We start from the raw sequence: 14,394 nt of genomic DNA, 5'->3' as shown, positions 1-14,394 counted from the left end.
GACGCTCCTGGTAACTGGGAGTGGCGGGTCACGTACATGTCGTGCAAAGCGCCACCGGAGCGTACGTCCGGACATGTCCCCGATCAACACGTTGTCCCCGATAGGACGAACGCGTGGTTTTCTCGGATTCGCGGCCTGTCAGAGGAGCCGCGGGACGTCGTCTCCTTCGAGGGGCTCGATGAGCTCGGGGCCGTTGTGCCGGACGCTGTTCACGGCGTCCGACACCGCGTACGCCTCCAGCCGGTCCGGCCCGGCCGGGACCAGCAGCCCCGTGGGGTCGGTCACCCGCGGGTCGAGCCACTCCTCCCAGCGCTCGCGCTCGACCATCATCGGCATCCGGTCGTGGATACGGCCCAGCTTGTCCGCCGCCGTGGTGGTGATCACCGTGCAGGTGCACAGCCACTTCAGCGGGTCGTCGTCCGCGCGGGTGGGGTCCTTCCAGAACTCGTAGAGGCCGGCCATCGCGAGCACGCCGCCGTCGGCGGGGTGGATGAAGAACGGCTGCTTCTTCTTGCCCTCGAGCGGCATCCACTCGTAGTAGCCGTCCGCCGGGATCAGGCAGCGCCGGGACTTCAGCGCCCTGCGGTAGGACGGCTTCTCCGCCACCGTCTCCACCCTGGCGTTGATCATCCGCGAGCCCACCGACGGGTCCTTGGCCCAGCTCGGCACGAGCCCCCATCGGACCACCCGGAGCTGCCTGACGGGCTCGTCGCCCCGGCTCTCGCCGCCGTCGTCCTTGGGCACGCGGCACATGACCGCGTAGACGTTCTTCGTGGGCGCGACGTTGTAGTCGGGCCGCAGCTCCTGGTCGGGCACACCGTCCAGCTCGACCTGGAACTCCTCCAGCAACTCCTGCTTCTTGCGCGCCGACGCGTACCTCCCGCACATGCCACCAAGACTGCCACTCCCGGGGAGCGAACGCGTTCTCCGAGACGGTCCGGTCGGGCACGCGCACACTAAGCTTGCGGACATGGCCTCTCCGCAGTCCGCGTCCGGCGGCGCCGAGCCGCACGCCGCCCACCAGAACGCCGCCGCACCGCTCTGGCCCGCCCCGGTGGCCGCCGAGCCGGTCCGCGCGACGGTCCGCCTGCCCGGCTCCAAGTCGGTGACCAACCGCGCGCTGCTGCTCGCCGCGCTGGCCGACGCCCCCGGCACCGTACGGCTCGCGCTGCGCAGCCGCGACGCCGATCTGATGGCGGCCGCGCTGCGCTCGCTCGGCGCCGAGATGACGCCGTCCAACGAGAGCGCCGACAGCGTGGACTGGTCGGTGACCCCGCATCCCGTGCGCGGCGGGGCGTCGGTCGACGTCGGGCTCGCCGGGACGGTGATGCGGTTCGTGCCCCCGGTCGCCGCGCTGGCCGACGGGCCGGTCTTCTTCGACGGCGACGCGCACGCGCGCAAGCGGCCGATGGGCCCGATCCTGGGCGCGCTGCGGGCGCTCGGCGCGGCGGTGGACAACGACGCGCTGCCGTTCACGATCCGCGGTCCGATCCCGGGCGGCGAGGTCACCCTCGACGCCTCGGTCTCCTCGCAGATGGTCTCCGGCCTGCTGCTGGCCGCCGCGCGCTTCGAGAAGGGCGTGACCGTACGGCACAGCGGCCCGCCCGTCCCGTCGATGCCGCACATCGAGATGACGGTGCAGATGCTGCGCCAGGCGGGGGTCGAGGTGGACGACTCCGAGCGCGACGTGTGGCGGGTGCAGCCCGGCCCGATCCGGGCCAGGGACGTCACGGTCGAGCCCGACCTGTCCAACGCCGCGCCATTCCTGGCGGCGGCCCTGGTCACCGGGGGTTCGGTCGTCGTGCCCGACTGGCCGGAGGAGACGACGCAGGGCGGCGACGCGCTTCGCGGGCTGCTCGCCGAGATGGGCGCGCGGGTCGAGCGGGTGCCGGAGGGCCTGCGGGTGACCGGTGAAGGCAGGGTGCGCGGCATCGACGCCGACCTGCGCGACGTCAGCGAGCTCACCCCCACGATCGCCGCACTGGCCGCGCTGGCCGACGGGCCGTCCCGCATCCGGGGCGTGGCGCACATCCGGGGGCACGAGACCGACCGGATCACCGCCCTCGCCACGGAGATCAACCGGCTGGGCGGCGACGCCCGGGAGACCGACGACGGCCTGGAGATCCACCCCCGGCCGCTGACCGGCGGCGACTTCCACTCCTACGCCGACCACCGCATGGCCACGGCGGGCGCGGTCATCGGCCTGGTCGTGCCGGGCGTCGAGGTCGAGGACATCGCCACGACCGGCAAGACGCTGCCCGAGTTCCCCCGCATGTGGGCCGCGATGCTGGGCAGCGAGGACCACCTGGGATCGGGGCACTCCGAAGGGCGCGGGCGCTGAGAAAGCGGCAGTACGACGAGGACGACGTCAGGGTCAGGCCGGGCAAGGGCTCACGGCCCCGGACGCGGATCCGGCCTGCCCACAGCGAGGCGGTCGAGGGCTTCGTGGTGGCCGTCGACCGCGGGCGCTACACCTGTCTGGTGGGCGAGGGCGTCCCCCGCTCCGCCACACCGAAGAAGCGCAGGGGCGAGCGGATGCTCGTCGTGGCGATGAAGGCCCGCGAGCTCGGCCGCAAGGGCATCGTCGTGGGCGACCGCGTGGCGCTGGTGGGCGACGTCACCGGGCAGCCCGACACGCTGGCGCGCATCGTGCGCGTGGAGGAGCGCACCTCGATGCTGCGCCGCAGCGCCGACGACGTCGACGACATCGAGCGCCCCATCGTCGCCAACGCCGACCAGCTGGTCATCGTCACCGCGCTCGCCGACCCCCCGCCACGTCCCCGGATGATCGACCGGATGCTCGTCGCGGCGTACGACGCCGACATCGAGCCGCTGCTGTGCCTCACCAAGGCCGACCTGGCGCCCGCCGGCGACCTCGTGGCGCTGTACGAGCCCCTTGGCGTGCCGTACGTCGTCGTCCGCAAGGGCGGCCCGCTCGACGACCTGGGCGAGGCGCTCGCGGACCGGATCAGCGTCCTCGTCGGCCACTCGGGGGTCGGCAAGTCGACCCTGGTGAACGCGCTGGTTCCGCACGCCCGCCGGGCCGTGTCCCACGTGAACGCCGTCACCGGGCGCGGCAGGCACACCTCCACCTCCGCGGTCGCCCTCGAACTGCCGGAGGGTGGCTGGATCATCGACACCCCCGGCGTACGGAGCTTCGGGCTCGCGCACATCTCGGTGGAGACCGTGCTCGCCGCCTTCCCCGACCTGGTGGACGCCACGGCCGGCTGTCCCAAGGGCTGCACCCACCTCGGCGACGAGTGCGCTCTCGACCGCTACGTGGCGGAGGGACACGCCGATCCCACGCGGCTGGAGTCCCTGCGGCGGCTGCTCGCCAGCCGCGAGGGCTCCGCCGACGAGGACTAGAGCAATCCGCCGAGGGCGAGCATTACTGCGAGCACTCCGAGCATGCTCCCCATGGCGATCCGCTGGGCCCGCAGCCACTCCGGCCGGCGCGCCAGGAAACCCGCGACGCTTCCGGCGGCCAGCACGATCGACAGGTTCACCGTCGAGGCCACCGCGATCTGGAAGAGGCCGAGGACGACGCCCTGGAACAGCACGTGTCCCGCGCCGAGATCGACGAACTGCGGAATGACGGAGACATACAGAATGGCGATCTTCGGATTGAGCAGGTTCGTCACCAGTCCCATGGTGAACAGCCGGAGCGGCGAATCGTCCGGCACCTCCCGCACGCTGAACACCGACGCGCCGCCCGGCCTGATCGTCTTCCACGCGAGCCACAGCAGGTAACCCGCCCCGGCCAGCCGGATCGCGGCGAGGACCTCCGGAACGGCGGCGAACAGCACGGCCAGCCCGAGGTTCGCGGCCGTCAGGTAGGCGAGGAATCCCGCGACGACTCCGGCCAGCGAGATGATCCCGGCCCGGCGTCCCTGGCTGATGCTGCGGGAGACCAGATACATCATGTTCGGGCCCGGGGACAGCACCATTCCGAGCGCCACGGACACGACGCCCAGGACCGCGTGGGTTTCGACCATCGATATCGCTTTCTCTTCGCGGGTCATTCACACCGGTCCGGACGGCTTTATCAGGCTAATCCTCCTTGCGTTATCAGGGCAATAATTCATATTGTTCTCGGAGCAATATCGTGTTTGAATGCGTCACCGTGGCACTGTGAGGCGGCGGTGAGGAGGCGGCGGTGGAGAGCTACCGGGAGCTGGCGGACGAGGTGGCCGCGGACATCGCGGCCGGGCGGCTGAGACCGGGAGACCGGCTGCCCCCGCAGCGGGACTTCGCCCGTCGGCGCGGCATCGCCGGCTCCACCGCGGCCCGCGTCTACGCGGAGCTGACCCGCCGCGGCCTCACGGTCGGCGAGGTCGGCCGCGGCACTTTCGTCCGCGCCTCCGCCCGGCGTCCGGGGACCGCTCTGGCCGAACCGAGCGGCAGCAGGGTGGACCTCGAACTCAACTATCCCGTCATCCCCGGGCAGGCCCGTCTGATCGAGGACGGCATCAGGCGACTGCTGCGCCCGGACGTGCTGGAGGCCTCCATGCGGCCGGTGGGCGCGGCGGGCACCTCCGTCGCCCGCGAGGTCGTCGCGGACCTGCTCGCCCGCCCCGGCTGGCGCCCGGACCCGGCGCGGGTGCTCTTCGCGGGCAACGGACGCCAGGCGATCGCGGCCGTCGTCGCCGCGCTGGTCCCGCCGGGCACACGGCTGGGCGTCGAGGAGCTCACCTACCCCGTCGTGAAGACGATCGCCACCCGGCTCGGGGTCACCCTCGTCCCCCTGCCGGTCGACGACGCGGGCCTGGTGCCCGAGGCCGTGGAGACCGCCGCGCGCGGGGCTCCGCTCAGGGCCGTCTATCTCCAGCCGACGCTGCACAACCCGTCGTCGGTCAGCATGCCGGTCGAGCGCCGCGCCGCGCTCGCGGCCGTGCTCGCACGGCTGGACGTGCCCGCGATCGAGGACGGCATCTGGTCGTTCCTCCGGGACGACCTGCCCCCGCTCGCCGCCGTGGCGCCCGAGCGCACGATCCTCGTCGACAGCCTGTCCAAGCGGCTCGCGCCCGGGCTGACCGTCGGGTTCGCGGTCGTACCCGGGGCCGCGGCCTCCGCCGTGACCGCGGCGCTGCACTCGATGGGTGCGGCGCCGCCGCGGTTCGCGCTGGAGGCGGCGGTCCGGCTGGCCGGTGACGGCGTGGTGGGAGCGCTGAGCCGGGGCAAGCGGCGGGACGCCGAGGCGCGGCAGGAGATCGCGGCGCGTCACCTGGGCGAGTTCGCCGTCCGCGCCGACCCGCGGTCCTACTACTGCTGGTGGGAGCTGCCCCCGCCGTGGCGGGCCGACACGTTCGTGGCCGCCGCGGCGCGGCACGGCATCGCCGTCACTCCGGCGGCCGCCTTCGCCGTCGGCGACCACCGCACGCCGAACGCCGTCCGCCTCGGCCTCGCCTCACCGCCCGCGCACACGCTGGAAAGCGCCCTCGCCACCCTCGCCGGGCTCGCGCGCTCCTCCCCGGACGACGTCCTCGCCGAGTGACGCGTCAGCTCCGGCGGTTGGGGCGCAGGGTCCAGGAGACGGTCAGCTCCGACACGACGACGTCGCCGGCGTCGCGGATCTCGACGCCGACCTCGAACTCGGGCCGCTCCCCCGCGTCCAGCCGGGCGACGACCGCCTCCCGTTCGGCCCGCAGGGTGGCGGCCGCCGTGACCTCGCCCTTGGCGAGCTTGAGGTAGCGGATCGACGCCTCGGTGGCCAGCGGCACCGCCCTGGACAGCTGGTCACCGAAGGCCGACAGCATGGCCGCGCCCGAGGCGGTCTCGGCCAGCGTGAACAGGGCGCCGGCGTGCGGGCCGCCCACGTGGTTGTGCAGGTCCGCCCGGTCGGCCAGGCGGGCGACCGCCGTACCGGAGCCGATCGTGTCGAACGTGATGCCGAGCAGCCGCGCGAACGGGACGCTGTCGAGCATGAAGGCGCCGATGTCCATGGCCGGGATGTTACCGGCAGGTACGGTCCGGAGCGATCCTTCCTCTGATGTGATCAGGTGGCGGCACGATACGTTGGGCCTGTGACGGAGTACCGCGACGACCTGCACCTCGCGCATCTACTGGCGGACGCCGCCGACGACCTCACGATGCGCCGCTTCAAGGCCGTGGACCTCAAGGTCGACACCAAGCCCGACCTCACCCCGGTCAGCGACGCCGACCGGGCCGTGGAGGAGGCGATCCGCGGCACGCTGCGCCGTGCCCGCCCCCGCGACGCCGTCGTCGGCGAGGAGTTCGGCATGACCGGGTACGGCATGCGCTCCTGGATCGTCGACCCGATCGACGGCACGAAGAACTACGTGCGCGGGGTCCCCGTGTGGGCCACGCTGATCGCGCTGATGGAACACGGCAAGGTCGTCGTGGGCGTCGTCTCGGCCCCGGCGCTCGGCCGCCGCTGGTGGGCCGCCAAGGAGAGCGGCGCGTGGACCGGGCGCAGCATGAGCAAGGCGACGCGCTGCGAGGTGTCCTCGGTCGGCCGCCTCGATGACGCCTCCTTCTCCTTCTCGGACCTGGAGGAATGGGAGAAGGCCGGGCGGCTCGACCCGTTCCTCGATCTGACCAGGGAGTGCTGGCGCACCCGCGGCTACGGCGACTTCTGGTCGCACATGATGGTCGCCGAGGGTGCGGTGGACATCTCCGCCGAGCCCGAACTGTCCCCGTGGGACATGGCCGCCCTCACGATCATCGTCGAGGAGGCCGGCGGCTCCTGCACCTCCCTCGACGGCACTCCGCCGCTCGATGGTGGCAATCTCGTCTGCACCAACGGCCGGCTCCACGACGAGGTTCTCAAGCGCCTGTCCCCTCGCTGACATCTCCTCCAGTTCCGGGCCGCGTGGGTGAACGCCTTCTATCGGTGACGGTCACAGGGCGAGGACGTCGCCCGCGGCGGTGACAAGGCTGCCCCGGTACGCCTCGCCGAACAGGCAGACGTGGACGGCCAGCGGGTGGAGCTGGTGCAGGGGCACGCGGTCACGCCAGCCGTCCGCGAGGGGCGCCGCCTCGCGGTAGGCGGCGAGGATCGTGTTGAGGTGCGGCGCCCCGAACAGCGCCAGCATCGCGAGGTCGGTCTCCCTGTGCCCGCCGTGGGCGGCCGGGTCGACGAGCACGACCCCGTCCGCGCACCACAGCAGGTTCCCGCTCCACAGGTCGCCGTGGATCCGGCTCGGCGGCTCGGCCGGCCCGGCGACCTCCGTCACCCGGCCGCACGCCTCCTCGACCAGCTCCACGTCGGCGGCCGACAGCGCCCCACGGTCACGCGCGAGCCGTACGAACGGGAGCACCCGGCGGGACACGTAGAACGACGGCCAGTCCGGCGCGGACTCGTTGCCCATGGCGAGCTCGGCGATGTAGCCGGGCCAGGGAGCGCCGAAGCCCGCGGCGCCGGCGGCGTGCAGCGCCGCGAGCGACCGGCCGAACCGCTCCGCGGCCCCGGCCGTGGCGGGGACGGTGTCGATCCACTCCAGCACCAGCGTGCCGCCGTCCTCGGCGATCACCTCGGGAACGGCCACCACCCCCGGTTCGGCCAGCCAGCGCAGCCCCGCCGCCTCACTCTCCAGCACGGCGGACGCGGCCCCGCTCTTCTTGACGAAGACCCTGCGGCCGTCGTCGAGCACGCCCTCGTGCAGGGTCCAGGCGTGCCCGCCGCCGAGGTTCCTAGTGATCCTCAAGGTACTTCGCCACCCCCTCGCAGGCCGCCTCGACCATGCGCAGCACCTCGGCGAAGCCCTCGGGTCCCCCGTAGTAGGGATCGGGCACCTCGGCGCCGTCGGGGGCGGCCGGGTCGAACGACCGCAGCAGCCGCACGTCGGCGTCCGGCGGCGCGATCCGCCGTATGGCGCGCAGGTTGTCCTGGTCCATGACGAGAACGAGGTCACGCTCGGCGAACCACGCCCGGTCGAACTGGCGGGCCCGGTGGGACGAGCCGTCGTACCCGTGGCCGGCCAGCGTGGCCAGGGCCCGCTCGTCCATCGGCTCTCCCGCGTGCCAGCCTCCGGTGCCGGCGCTGTCCACCTCCACATCGAGCCCGCGTTCGGCCAGCGTACGGCGCAGCACGACCTCGGCCATGGGCGATCGGCAGATGTTCCCCATGCAGACCAGACATACACGCTTCATGAACTCAATCCTCTCCCATAACGCCCGTGACCTGCTCGTTATCTCTCGCGAAGCCATACGAGAGCGACCGGGGGCGTTCATTACGCGTTCACCTTTACCAAGGTTTTAGGTCACCTTGGCTCCCTACCGTCCCTGCTGTTGAGAGACAAGGGGAGGAACAACCGTGAAGTATGCAGGCCGGCTCGCCGCCGCCACCATCGCCGGCGTGCTCTCGCTCGCCGCATGCGGGACCGATGACAACACGAGCACGGCGGGGGGCACCTCCAGCGCCGCCGCTCCCGCACAGGGCGACGACACCCTCCAGGGCACCATCAACGCCGCCGGTTCCTCGGCCCAGGCGAACGCCATCGCGGAGTGGAAGAAGAGCTTCCAGTCGTCGAACCCCGGCGTCAGCATCAACTACAACCCGAGCGGCTCCGGCGCCGGCGTCCAGGCGTTCATCCAGGGCACCGTGGCGTTCGCCGGCTCCGACTCGGCCCTGAAGGAGGACAAGGGCGAGCCCGCCCAGGCCGACGCGCGCTGCAAGACCGGCAAGGCGATCAACCTGCCGATGGTGACCGGCCCGGTGGCCGTCGTCTACAACCTGCCGGGTGTGGACGGCCTGCAGCTCTCGCCGAAGACCATCGGCGGCATCTTCAACAGCAAGATCACCAAGTGGGACGACCCGGCCATCAAGGCGGACAACCCCGACGCCAAGCTGCCCTCGACCGCCATCCAGGCGTTCCACCGCTCGGACGAGTCGGGCACCAGCGACAACTTCACCAAGTTCCTCGCGGCCACCGCCGACTGGCCGTACGAGCCCGCGAAGGCGTGGCCGGCCGAGGCGCAGGGCCAGGGTTCGAAGGGCTCGGACGGCATCGCGTCCAGCGTCAAGAGCACCGAGGGCGCGATCAGCTACGTCGAGCTGTCCTTCGCCGAGAACTCCCAGCTCCAGAAGGCCAAGGTCGCCAACGGCTCCGGCGAGTTCGTCGAGCTCACGCCGGAGAGCGCGGGCAAGACCGTCGAGGCCGCCCAGATCGAGGGCACCGGCAACGACCTCAAGCTGAAGATCGACTACGCCACCAGCGCCGCGGGCGCCTACCCGATCGTGCTGGTCACGTACGAGATCACCTGTGAGAAGGGCCTGGCGGCCGAGGACGCGAAGCTGGTGAAGTCGTTCCTCACCTACACCGCCAGCGACGAGGGCCAGCAGGCGCTGACCAGCCTGGGCTACGCCCCGCTGCCGTCGAGCCTGCTCACCAAGGTCCGCACCGCGGTCGCGGCGATCGCCTAACAGATGGCGACGTCAACCAGAACCAGGGAGAGCGGGCCGGCCATGCGCCGGTCCGCCTTCCGGCGCAGCCGCGGCGACGGCCCGTTCCGCTTCGCCTCGACCGGGGCCGGTGTCGTCCTTCTGGCGATCATGGCCGCGATCGGGGTGTTCCTGGTCGTCAAGGCCGTCCCCGCCCTCCAGGCGAACACGTCCCGCTTCCTCACCGAGCTGACCTGGCAGCCGAACGCCACCGAGCCGGTCTTCGGCATCGGGGCACTCGCCTTCGGCACCGTGCTGAGCTCGCTGCTCGCGCTGGTCATCGCCACCCCGGTGGCGGTCGGCGTCGCGCTGTTCATCTCGCACTACGCGCCCCGGCGGCTCGCCTCGGTCCTGGGCTACGTCGTGGACCTCCTCGCGGCGGTCCCCAGCGTGGTGTACGGCCTGTGGGGCGTCGCCTTCCTCGTGCCGTTCATGCTCGGCCCGTCGAAGTTCCTCAACGACTACCTCGGCTGGATCCCGCTGTTCGGCGGCGACACCATCGTCGGCAAGAGCATGCTCACCGCGTCGCTGGTGCTCGCGATCATGATCCTGCCGATCATCGCCGCGATCTCCCGCGAGGTCTTCCTGCAGGCCCCCAAGATGCAGGAAGAGGCCGCGCTGGCGCTCGGCGCGACGCGCTGGGAGATGATCAGGATGTCGGTCCTGCCGTTCGGCCGGCCCGGCGTCATCAGCGCCGCCATGCTCGGCCTCGGCCGCGCGATGGGCGAGACCATCGCGGTCGCGCTCATCTTCCCCGCGACGTTCAAGATCACGTTCCAGATCCTCGGCCCGTACGGCAACAGCATCGCCGCCAACATCGCCAACGGCTTCGGCGAGGCGACCGAGGTGGGCCGCGGCGCGCTGATCGCCTCGGGTCTCGTCCTGTTCGTCATCACCCTGCTGGTGAACACGGCCGCCCGCTTCGTCATCGCCCGCCGCAAGGAGTACTCGAGGGCCGCAGCGTGACCGTACAGACCGAAATTCAGATGAGAACCGGAATCCAGCCCATCTCCGCCGTCCGGCGGGTCAAGGACCGGCTCGTCCAGGTGCTCGTCTACCTGGCGTTCGCGCTCGCGGTCATCCCGCTGCTGTCGGTGCTGTGGCTCGTCGTCAAGAACGGCATCGGCCGCCTCGACATGGAGTTCCTCACCCACTCCATGCGCAACATCGGGGCGCGCGACGCCGGCGGCGGCGCCTACCACGCCATCATCGGGACGCTCGAACAGGTCCTGCTCGCGTCGCTCATCGCGGTCCCGATCGGCCTGCTCACCGCCGTATACCTCGTCGAGTACGGCGAGGGCGGACGGTTGTCCCGCACGATCAGCTTCTTCGTGGACGTCATGACCGGCGTCCCTTCCGTGGTTTCCGGGCTCTTCGTCCTGGCCTTCTGGATCCTCGTGCTCGGCATGCCGTTCTCCGGCTTCGCCGGCGCGCTCGCCCTGTCGATCCTGATGATGCCGGTCGTGGTCAGGTCCGCCGAGGAGATGCTCCGCCTGGTGCCCCGGGAGCTGCGCGAGGCGTCGTACGCGCTGGGCGTGCCCAAGTGGCGCACCATCGTCAAGGTCGTCCTGCCCACGGCGTTCACCGGCATCGTGACCGGCGTCATGCTGGCCGTCGCCCGCGTCGCCGGCGAGACCGCGCCGCTGCTGCTGACCGTCTTCATCACCGACTCCATCAACAACGACCCGTTCAACGGGCCGCAGATGGGGCTCCCGCTGTACGTCTTCGATCAGGCCGGTCGTCCCACGGACACCGCGATCGACCGGGCCTGGACCGGCGCGCTCACGCTGATCCTGATCGTCATGCTGCTCAACCTGGTCGCGCGCCTCATCACCTGGTGGCGTTCGCCCGCGAGGAGGAGGTAAGGAATGGCCAAGCAGATCGAGGTCGCGGGCCTCGACGCCTACTACGGCTCGCACAAGGCGATCGAGGGCATCTCGATGACCATCGAGCCGCGGTCGGTGACGGCCTTCATCGGCCCGTCCGGCTGCGGGAAGTCGACGTTCCTGCGGACCCTCAACCGGATGCACGAGGTCATCCCCGGCGCACGGGTCGTGGGCAAGGTGCGCCTGGAGGAGCAGGACCTGTACGGCGCCGACGTCGACCCCGTGTCGGTCCGGCGGACCATCGGCATGGTGTTCCAGCGGCCGAACCCCTTCCCCACGATGTCCATCTTCGACAACGTGGCGGCCGGCCTGCGGCTCAACGGCCGTCACTCCCGGTCGGAGCTGGAGGGCGTCGTCGAGGAGTCGCTCAAGGGCGCCAACCTCTGGAACGAGGTCAAGGACCGGCTGAACAAGCCCGGCGCGGGCCTGTCCGGCGGTCAGCAGCAGCGCCTGTGCATCGCCCGCGCGATCGCGGTACGCCCGCAGGTGCTGCTCATGGACGAGCCGTGCTCGGCCCTGGACCCGATCTCGACGTTGGCGATCGAGGACCTGATCTCGCAGCTCAAGCAGGACTACACGATCGTCATCGTGACCCACAACATGCAGCAGGCCGCCCGGGTGAGCGACAGGACCGCGTTCTTCAACCTGGCCGCCCAGGGGCAGCCCGGCAAGCTCGTGGAAATGGACGAGACCTCGAAGATCTTCACCAATCCGGCCGAGAAGGCGACCGAGGACTACATCACCGGCCGTTTCGGCTGACGACCGCTCCCGGCTGACAGCATTGGAGGGACCGGGTGACGGCACCCGCAGTGGAGGGGGACACTCGGACGGCGCCCATGCTCCTGGTGGCCGATCCGGACGCGGGTCTGGTGCGACAGCTCTCGGCCGCCATGCAGGCCGAGGGCGTCGACGTGACCGGCGTACCGGACGGCGCCCAGGCGCTGCTGCAGGCCGGGGCGCTCCGGCCCGACGCCGTGCTGATCTGCGCCTCCCTCCCCATCGTCGGACCCGTCGACTTCGTCCGCGCCGTACGGCTCGCGCGGTCCGTGCCCGTCCTGCTCGGCATCGACTTCGGCGGCGACGCCGGGCAGGCGCTGCAGGCCCTGGAGGCGGGCGCGACGGCCTGCGTGGCCAGGCCGTACCGCGTGCCCGAGCTGCTCCCCCTCGTCCACGCGGCCTTCCAGCGGCAGGACGGCCATCGGACCGTGCTCACGATCGGCGACGTGGAGCTCGACGTCACGGCATACCAGGTGAAGGTCGGCGGACGCGTGGTGCACCTGCCCCTGCGCGAGTTCGAGCTGCTGCACTACCTGATGCGCAACGCCGACAGAACCGTCACCCGCGAGCAGATCATGCGCCACGTCTGGCACTCCACCGACGGGATGTCGACCAACACCATCGCCGTACACGTCAAACGCCTGCGCCACCGGCTCGGCGACGTGGAGGACACGATGATCCAAACCGTCCGCGGCGTGGGGTACCGCCTGGTCACCGGGTGAGCACCGTCTCACGTGGCGACGCGCGTCACAAGAAGACGTCTCCGGAGGGTGCGCGTCCGGGAGGGCACGCGTCACGGGAGGGCACGCGTCACGAGAAGGTGCGCGTCACGAGAAGGTGCGCGTCACGAGAAGGTGCGCGTCACGAGAAGGTGCGCGTCACGAGAAGGTGCGCTCGAGGTGGGCGAGACCGGCGTCCGCGTAGGCCCGAGCACCTGCCGAGCGGAGGCCATACGCGACGTCCTCAAGCAGCGCGCATCGGGCATAGAAAAGAACACGTGCATGCCCGGCATCGTCGAGACGCCCGTGATAGTGCGCCAGTGTCCGCTCGAACACCTCCGGACCGAGATCCCGGAAGACGAGCGCGAGGTCGTACGCCGGATCGGCGATGGCCGCGTCGGTCCAGTCGATGACTCCCGTCACGGTGCTCGTCTCGGCCTCCGCCAGCACATGCTCGGCGCCCAGGTCGTTGTGGCAGAACGCCGGAACGCCGGGCTCCGGCGGGGCCTGGGTGCCGAGAAAGTCCTCGACCATCCGCCGCGCTCCCGGCGGCACATGAGCCGCGATCTCCCGGTAGTGCCCCTCGGCCTCCTCCAGCAGTTCGCTCAGCGGATAAATGTCCCGCGGTGCGAACGCCTCCATCCGCTCCACCGGGGCCGCATGGAGCCCGCTGAGGAAATCGCCCAAAGGAGCCGCCAGGCGCATCGGCTCCCTGACCGGGTGCAGGTTCAGCGGACGCCCCGGCAGTTTGCCGTACGCCAGCACGCCCGCCTCCTCGTCCACGAAGACAGGCTGCGGCACGGGCACCGGAGACAACTCGGCCACGGCAGCCAGCAACGCCGCCTCCCGCCGCACCGCTTCCCCACGGTCGGCCGCCTCGTCAATCTTGCTCTGCCGTACGACCAACTCACCGTTGACCTCGTACGCCGCATTGTCCTGTCCCTCGCCCAACCGTTCGACACTGCCGATCTCGTAGCCGGGCAGATGGCGGGCCAACAACCGGATGATCTCCTCGGTCACTCCCGTAACCCTAGCCATTCACACCCGACCCGGCCGTACGACAGGGGCGGCTGGACGGGGACGGGTGCCGCTAGGACGTGTGTTGGGGTGGGATGCGAGTTGGCGGTGTGGGTGGGGGTTGGTCACTGGGCCGGTTGGTGGTTCGATCCCTCGACGCTCACGTCCAGCTCTTTTGGATGTGTGCGGGTGGGGGGACTGGGGTGTGGCTGGGGGTTGGTCACTGCGCCGGCCGGAAGGTCCGGTCCTCGCGAAGCCCGCTTCGCTGGGCCTTCGCTGCGGTCCTCCCTCCCGCCCGCTCCGCTCCCCCGACGCTCACGCCCCACATCGTTGGGCTGGGGGATCGGCCTGGCCCACCACCGCCGGCCCTGCCGACCCTGCACCTGCCCCTGCCCCTTTTCGCCCGCCTCTGGATACGCGAAAGCCCCGGCCGTCATCGGCCGGGGCTGAAACCCGCATACCCACACCCCGCCAGTGACCCGGGCAAGAAAAAAAAGGGGTCTGGAAATGCGGAAGGGCCACCCCAAACGGGATGGCCCTACCGTATGAAAGATTGTCCGGCGGTGTCCTACTCTCCCACACCGTCCCCGGT

At 71.1% G+C, this 14,394-nt stretch carries 15 protein-coding genes; 9 read left to right on the top strand and 6 right to left on the bottom strand.

What is annotated here, in order from left to right; translation table 11 throughout:
* Window positions 1–138 precede the first annotated feature (138 nt).
* Window positions 139–888, bottom strand: coding sequence for an SOS response-associated peptidase (locus tag AB0J39_RS15770; RefSeq protein WP_363464742.1), 750 nt, complete (start codon window positions 886–888; stop codon window positions 139–141).
* Window positions 889–970: 82 nt separating this feature from the next.
* Here AB0J39_RS15770 and aroA point away from each other — a divergent pair, with 82 nt between their 5' ends.
* On the top strand, window positions 971–2,341 hold the full coding sequence (aroA, locus tag AB0J39_RS15765; protein WP_363464739.1) for a 3-phosphoshikimate 1-carboxyvinyltransferase: 1,371 nt from the start codon (window positions 971–973) through the stop codon (window positions 2,339–2,341).
* Window positions 2,338–3,366 carry a ribosome small subunit-dependent GTPase A gene (gene rsgA, locus AB0J39_RS15760; protein ID WP_363464812.1) on the top strand — a complete coding sequence of 343 codons (1,029 nt, stop codon included), beginning with the start codon at window positions 2,338–2,340 and terminating at the stop codon, window positions 3,364–3,366. The genes aroA and rsgA overlap by 4 nt, the downstream gene beginning before the upstream one ends.
* Here rsgA and AB0J39_RS15755 read toward each other — a convergent pair.
* Entirely contained in the window at window positions 3,363–3,995 is a 633-nt protein-coding gene (locus AB0J39_RS15755) for a LysE family translocator (protein ID WP_363464738.1), read from the bottom strand. The two genes, rsgA and AB0J39_RS15755, sit on opposite strands and share 4 nt — an antisense overlap.
* Window positions 3,996–4,156: 161 nt before the next feature.
* Here AB0J39_RS15755 and AB0J39_RS15750 point away from each other — a divergent pair, with 161 nt between their 5' ends.
* Entirely contained in the window at window positions 4,157–5,494 is a 1,338-nt protein-coding gene (locus AB0J39_RS15750) for a PLP-dependent aminotransferase family protein (RefSeq protein ID WP_363464736.1), read from the top strand.
* A gap of 4 nt (window positions 5,495–5,498) precedes the next feature.
* On the opposite strand, the gene AB0J39_RS15745 is transcribed toward AB0J39_RS15750, so the two are convergent.
* The gene (locus tag AB0J39_RS15745; RefSeq protein WP_363464734.1) at window positions 5,499–5,942 is read right to left on the bottom strand and encodes a DUF4442 domain-containing protein; all 444 of its coding nucleotides are present in this window, start codon (window positions 5,940–5,942) and stop codon (window positions 5,499–5,501) included.
* Window positions 5,943–6,023: 81 nt separating this feature from the next.
* On the opposite strand from AB0J39_RS15745, the gene hisN reads away from it, so the two are divergent.
* On the top strand, window positions 6,024–6,809 hold the full coding sequence (hisN, locus tag AB0J39_RS15740; protein ID WP_363464731.1) for a histidinol-phosphatase: 786 nt from the start codon (window positions 6,024–6,026) through the stop codon (window positions 6,807–6,809).
* A gap of 51 nt (window positions 6,810–6,860) precedes the next feature.
* Here the strand turns inward: hisN and AB0J39_RS15735 are convergent, their stop codons facing one another.
* Complete coding sequence (locus tag AB0J39_RS15735) at window positions 6,861–7,667, bottom strand: fructosamine kinase family protein (RefSeq protein WP_363464729.1); 807 nt, start codon at window positions 7,665–7,667, stop codon at window positions 6,861–6,863.
* On the bottom strand, window positions 7,654–8,112 hold the full coding sequence (locus AB0J39_RS15730; RefSeq protein WP_363464726.1) for a low molecular weight protein-tyrosine-phosphatase: 459 nt from the start codon (window positions 8,110–8,112) through the stop codon (window positions 7,654–7,656). The genes AB0J39_RS15735 and AB0J39_RS15730 overlap by 14 nt, the downstream gene beginning before the upstream one ends.
* Before the next feature lie 163 nt (window positions 8,113–8,275).
* Here AB0J39_RS15730 and pstS point away from each other — a divergent pair, with 163 nt between their 5' ends.
* Genes pstS through AB0J39_RS15705 form a run of 5 tightly spaced genes read left to right on the top strand, consistent with a single transcriptional unit; the run spans window position 8,276 to window position 12,788 of the window.
* Window positions 8,276–9,385 (top strand): phosphate ABC transporter substrate-binding protein PstS, encoded by a 1,110-nt coding sequence (gene pstS, locus AB0J39_RS15725; protein WP_363464723.1) that lies wholly within the window; start codon window positions 8,276–8,278, stop codon window positions 9,383–9,385.
* Window positions 9,386–9,388: 3 nt separating this feature from the next.
* Window positions 9,389–10,369 carry a phosphate ABC transporter permease subunit PstC gene (gene pstC / locus AB0J39_RS15720; protein ID WP_363464721.1) on the top strand — a complete coding sequence of 327 codons (981 nt, stop codon included), beginning with the start codon at window positions 9,389–9,391 and terminating at the stop codon, window positions 10,367–10,369.
* Window positions 10,370–10,389: 20 nt separating this feature from the next.
* Window positions 10,390–11,268 carry a phosphate ABC transporter permease PstA gene (gene pstA, locus AB0J39_RS15715; protein ID WP_363464718.1) on the top strand — a complete coding sequence of 293 codons (879 nt, stop codon included), beginning with the start codon at window positions 10,390–10,392 and terminating at the stop codon, window positions 11,266–11,268.
* Window positions 11,269–11,271: 3 nt separating this feature from the next.
* On the top strand, window positions 11,272–12,048 hold the full coding sequence (gene pstB / locus AB0J39_RS15710; RefSeq protein ID WP_346229642.1) for a phosphate ABC transporter ATP-binding protein PstB: 777 nt from the start codon (window positions 11,272–11,274) through the stop codon (window positions 12,046–12,048).
* A gap of 35 nt (window positions 12,049–12,083) precedes the next feature.
* The gene (locus AB0J39_RS15705) at window positions 12,084–12,788 is read left to right on the top strand and encodes a response regulator transcription factor (protein ID WP_363464714.1); all 705 of its coding nucleotides are present in this window, start codon (window positions 12,084–12,086) and stop codon (window positions 12,786–12,788) included.
* Between the two features lie 156 nt (window positions 12,789–12,944).
* Here AB0J39_RS15705 and AB0J39_RS15700 read toward each other — a convergent pair whose 3' ends face one another.
* Window positions 12,945–13,805: an aminoglycoside phosphotransferase family protein gene (locus AB0J39_RS15700; protein ID WP_363464712.1), complete on the bottom strand. Its 861-nt coding sequence runs from the start codon at window positions 13,803–13,805 to the stop codon at window positions 12,945–12,947.
* Window positions 13,806–14,394: the final 589 nt, after the last annotated feature.

It is taken from the genome of Microbispora sp. NPDC049633 (assembly GCF_040675265.1).
Lineage (GTDB): Bacteria > Actinomycetota > Actinomycetes > Streptosporangiales > Streptosporangiaceae > Microbispora > Microbispora maris.
The sequence above is the reverse complement of the archived record's forward strand: the minus strand, read 5'-3'. Positions and strand labels throughout refer to the sequence as shown.

Excerpts from the sequence above, each read along its gene's own strand:
- AB0J39_RS15770 (WP_363464742.1), bottom strand. The coding sequence starts at position 888 with ATGTGCGGGAGGTACGCGTCGGCGCGCAAGAAGCAGGAGTTGCTGGAG.
- aroA (WP_363464739.1), top strand. The coding sequence starts at position 971 with ATGGCCTCTCCGCAGTCCGCGTCCGGCGGCGCCGAGCCGCACGCCGCC.
- AB0J39_RS15755 (WP_363464738.1), bottom strand. The coding sequence starts at position 3,995 with ATGGTCGAAACCCACGCGGTCCTGGGCGTCGTGTCCGTGGCGCTCGGA.
- AB0J39_RS15745 (WP_363464734.1), bottom strand. The coding sequence starts at position 5,942 with ATGGACATCGGCGCCTTCATGCTCGACAGCGTCCCGTTCGCGCGGCTG.
- AB0J39_RS15730 (WP_363464726.1), bottom strand. The coding sequence starts at position 8,112 with ATGAAGCGTGTATGTCTGGTCTGCATGGGGAACATCTGCCGATCGCCC.
- pstC (WP_363464721.1), top strand. The coding sequence starts at position 9,389 with ATGGCGACGTCAACCAGAACCAGGGAGAGCGGGCCGGCCATGCGCCGG.
- pstA (WP_363464718.1), top strand. The coding sequence starts at position 10,390 with ATGAGAACCGGAATCCAGCCCATCTCCGCCGTCCGGCGGGTCAAGGAC.
- pstB (WP_346229642.1), top strand. The coding sequence starts at position 11,272 with ATGGCCAAGCAGATCGAGGTCGCGGGCCTCGACGCCTACTACGGCTCG.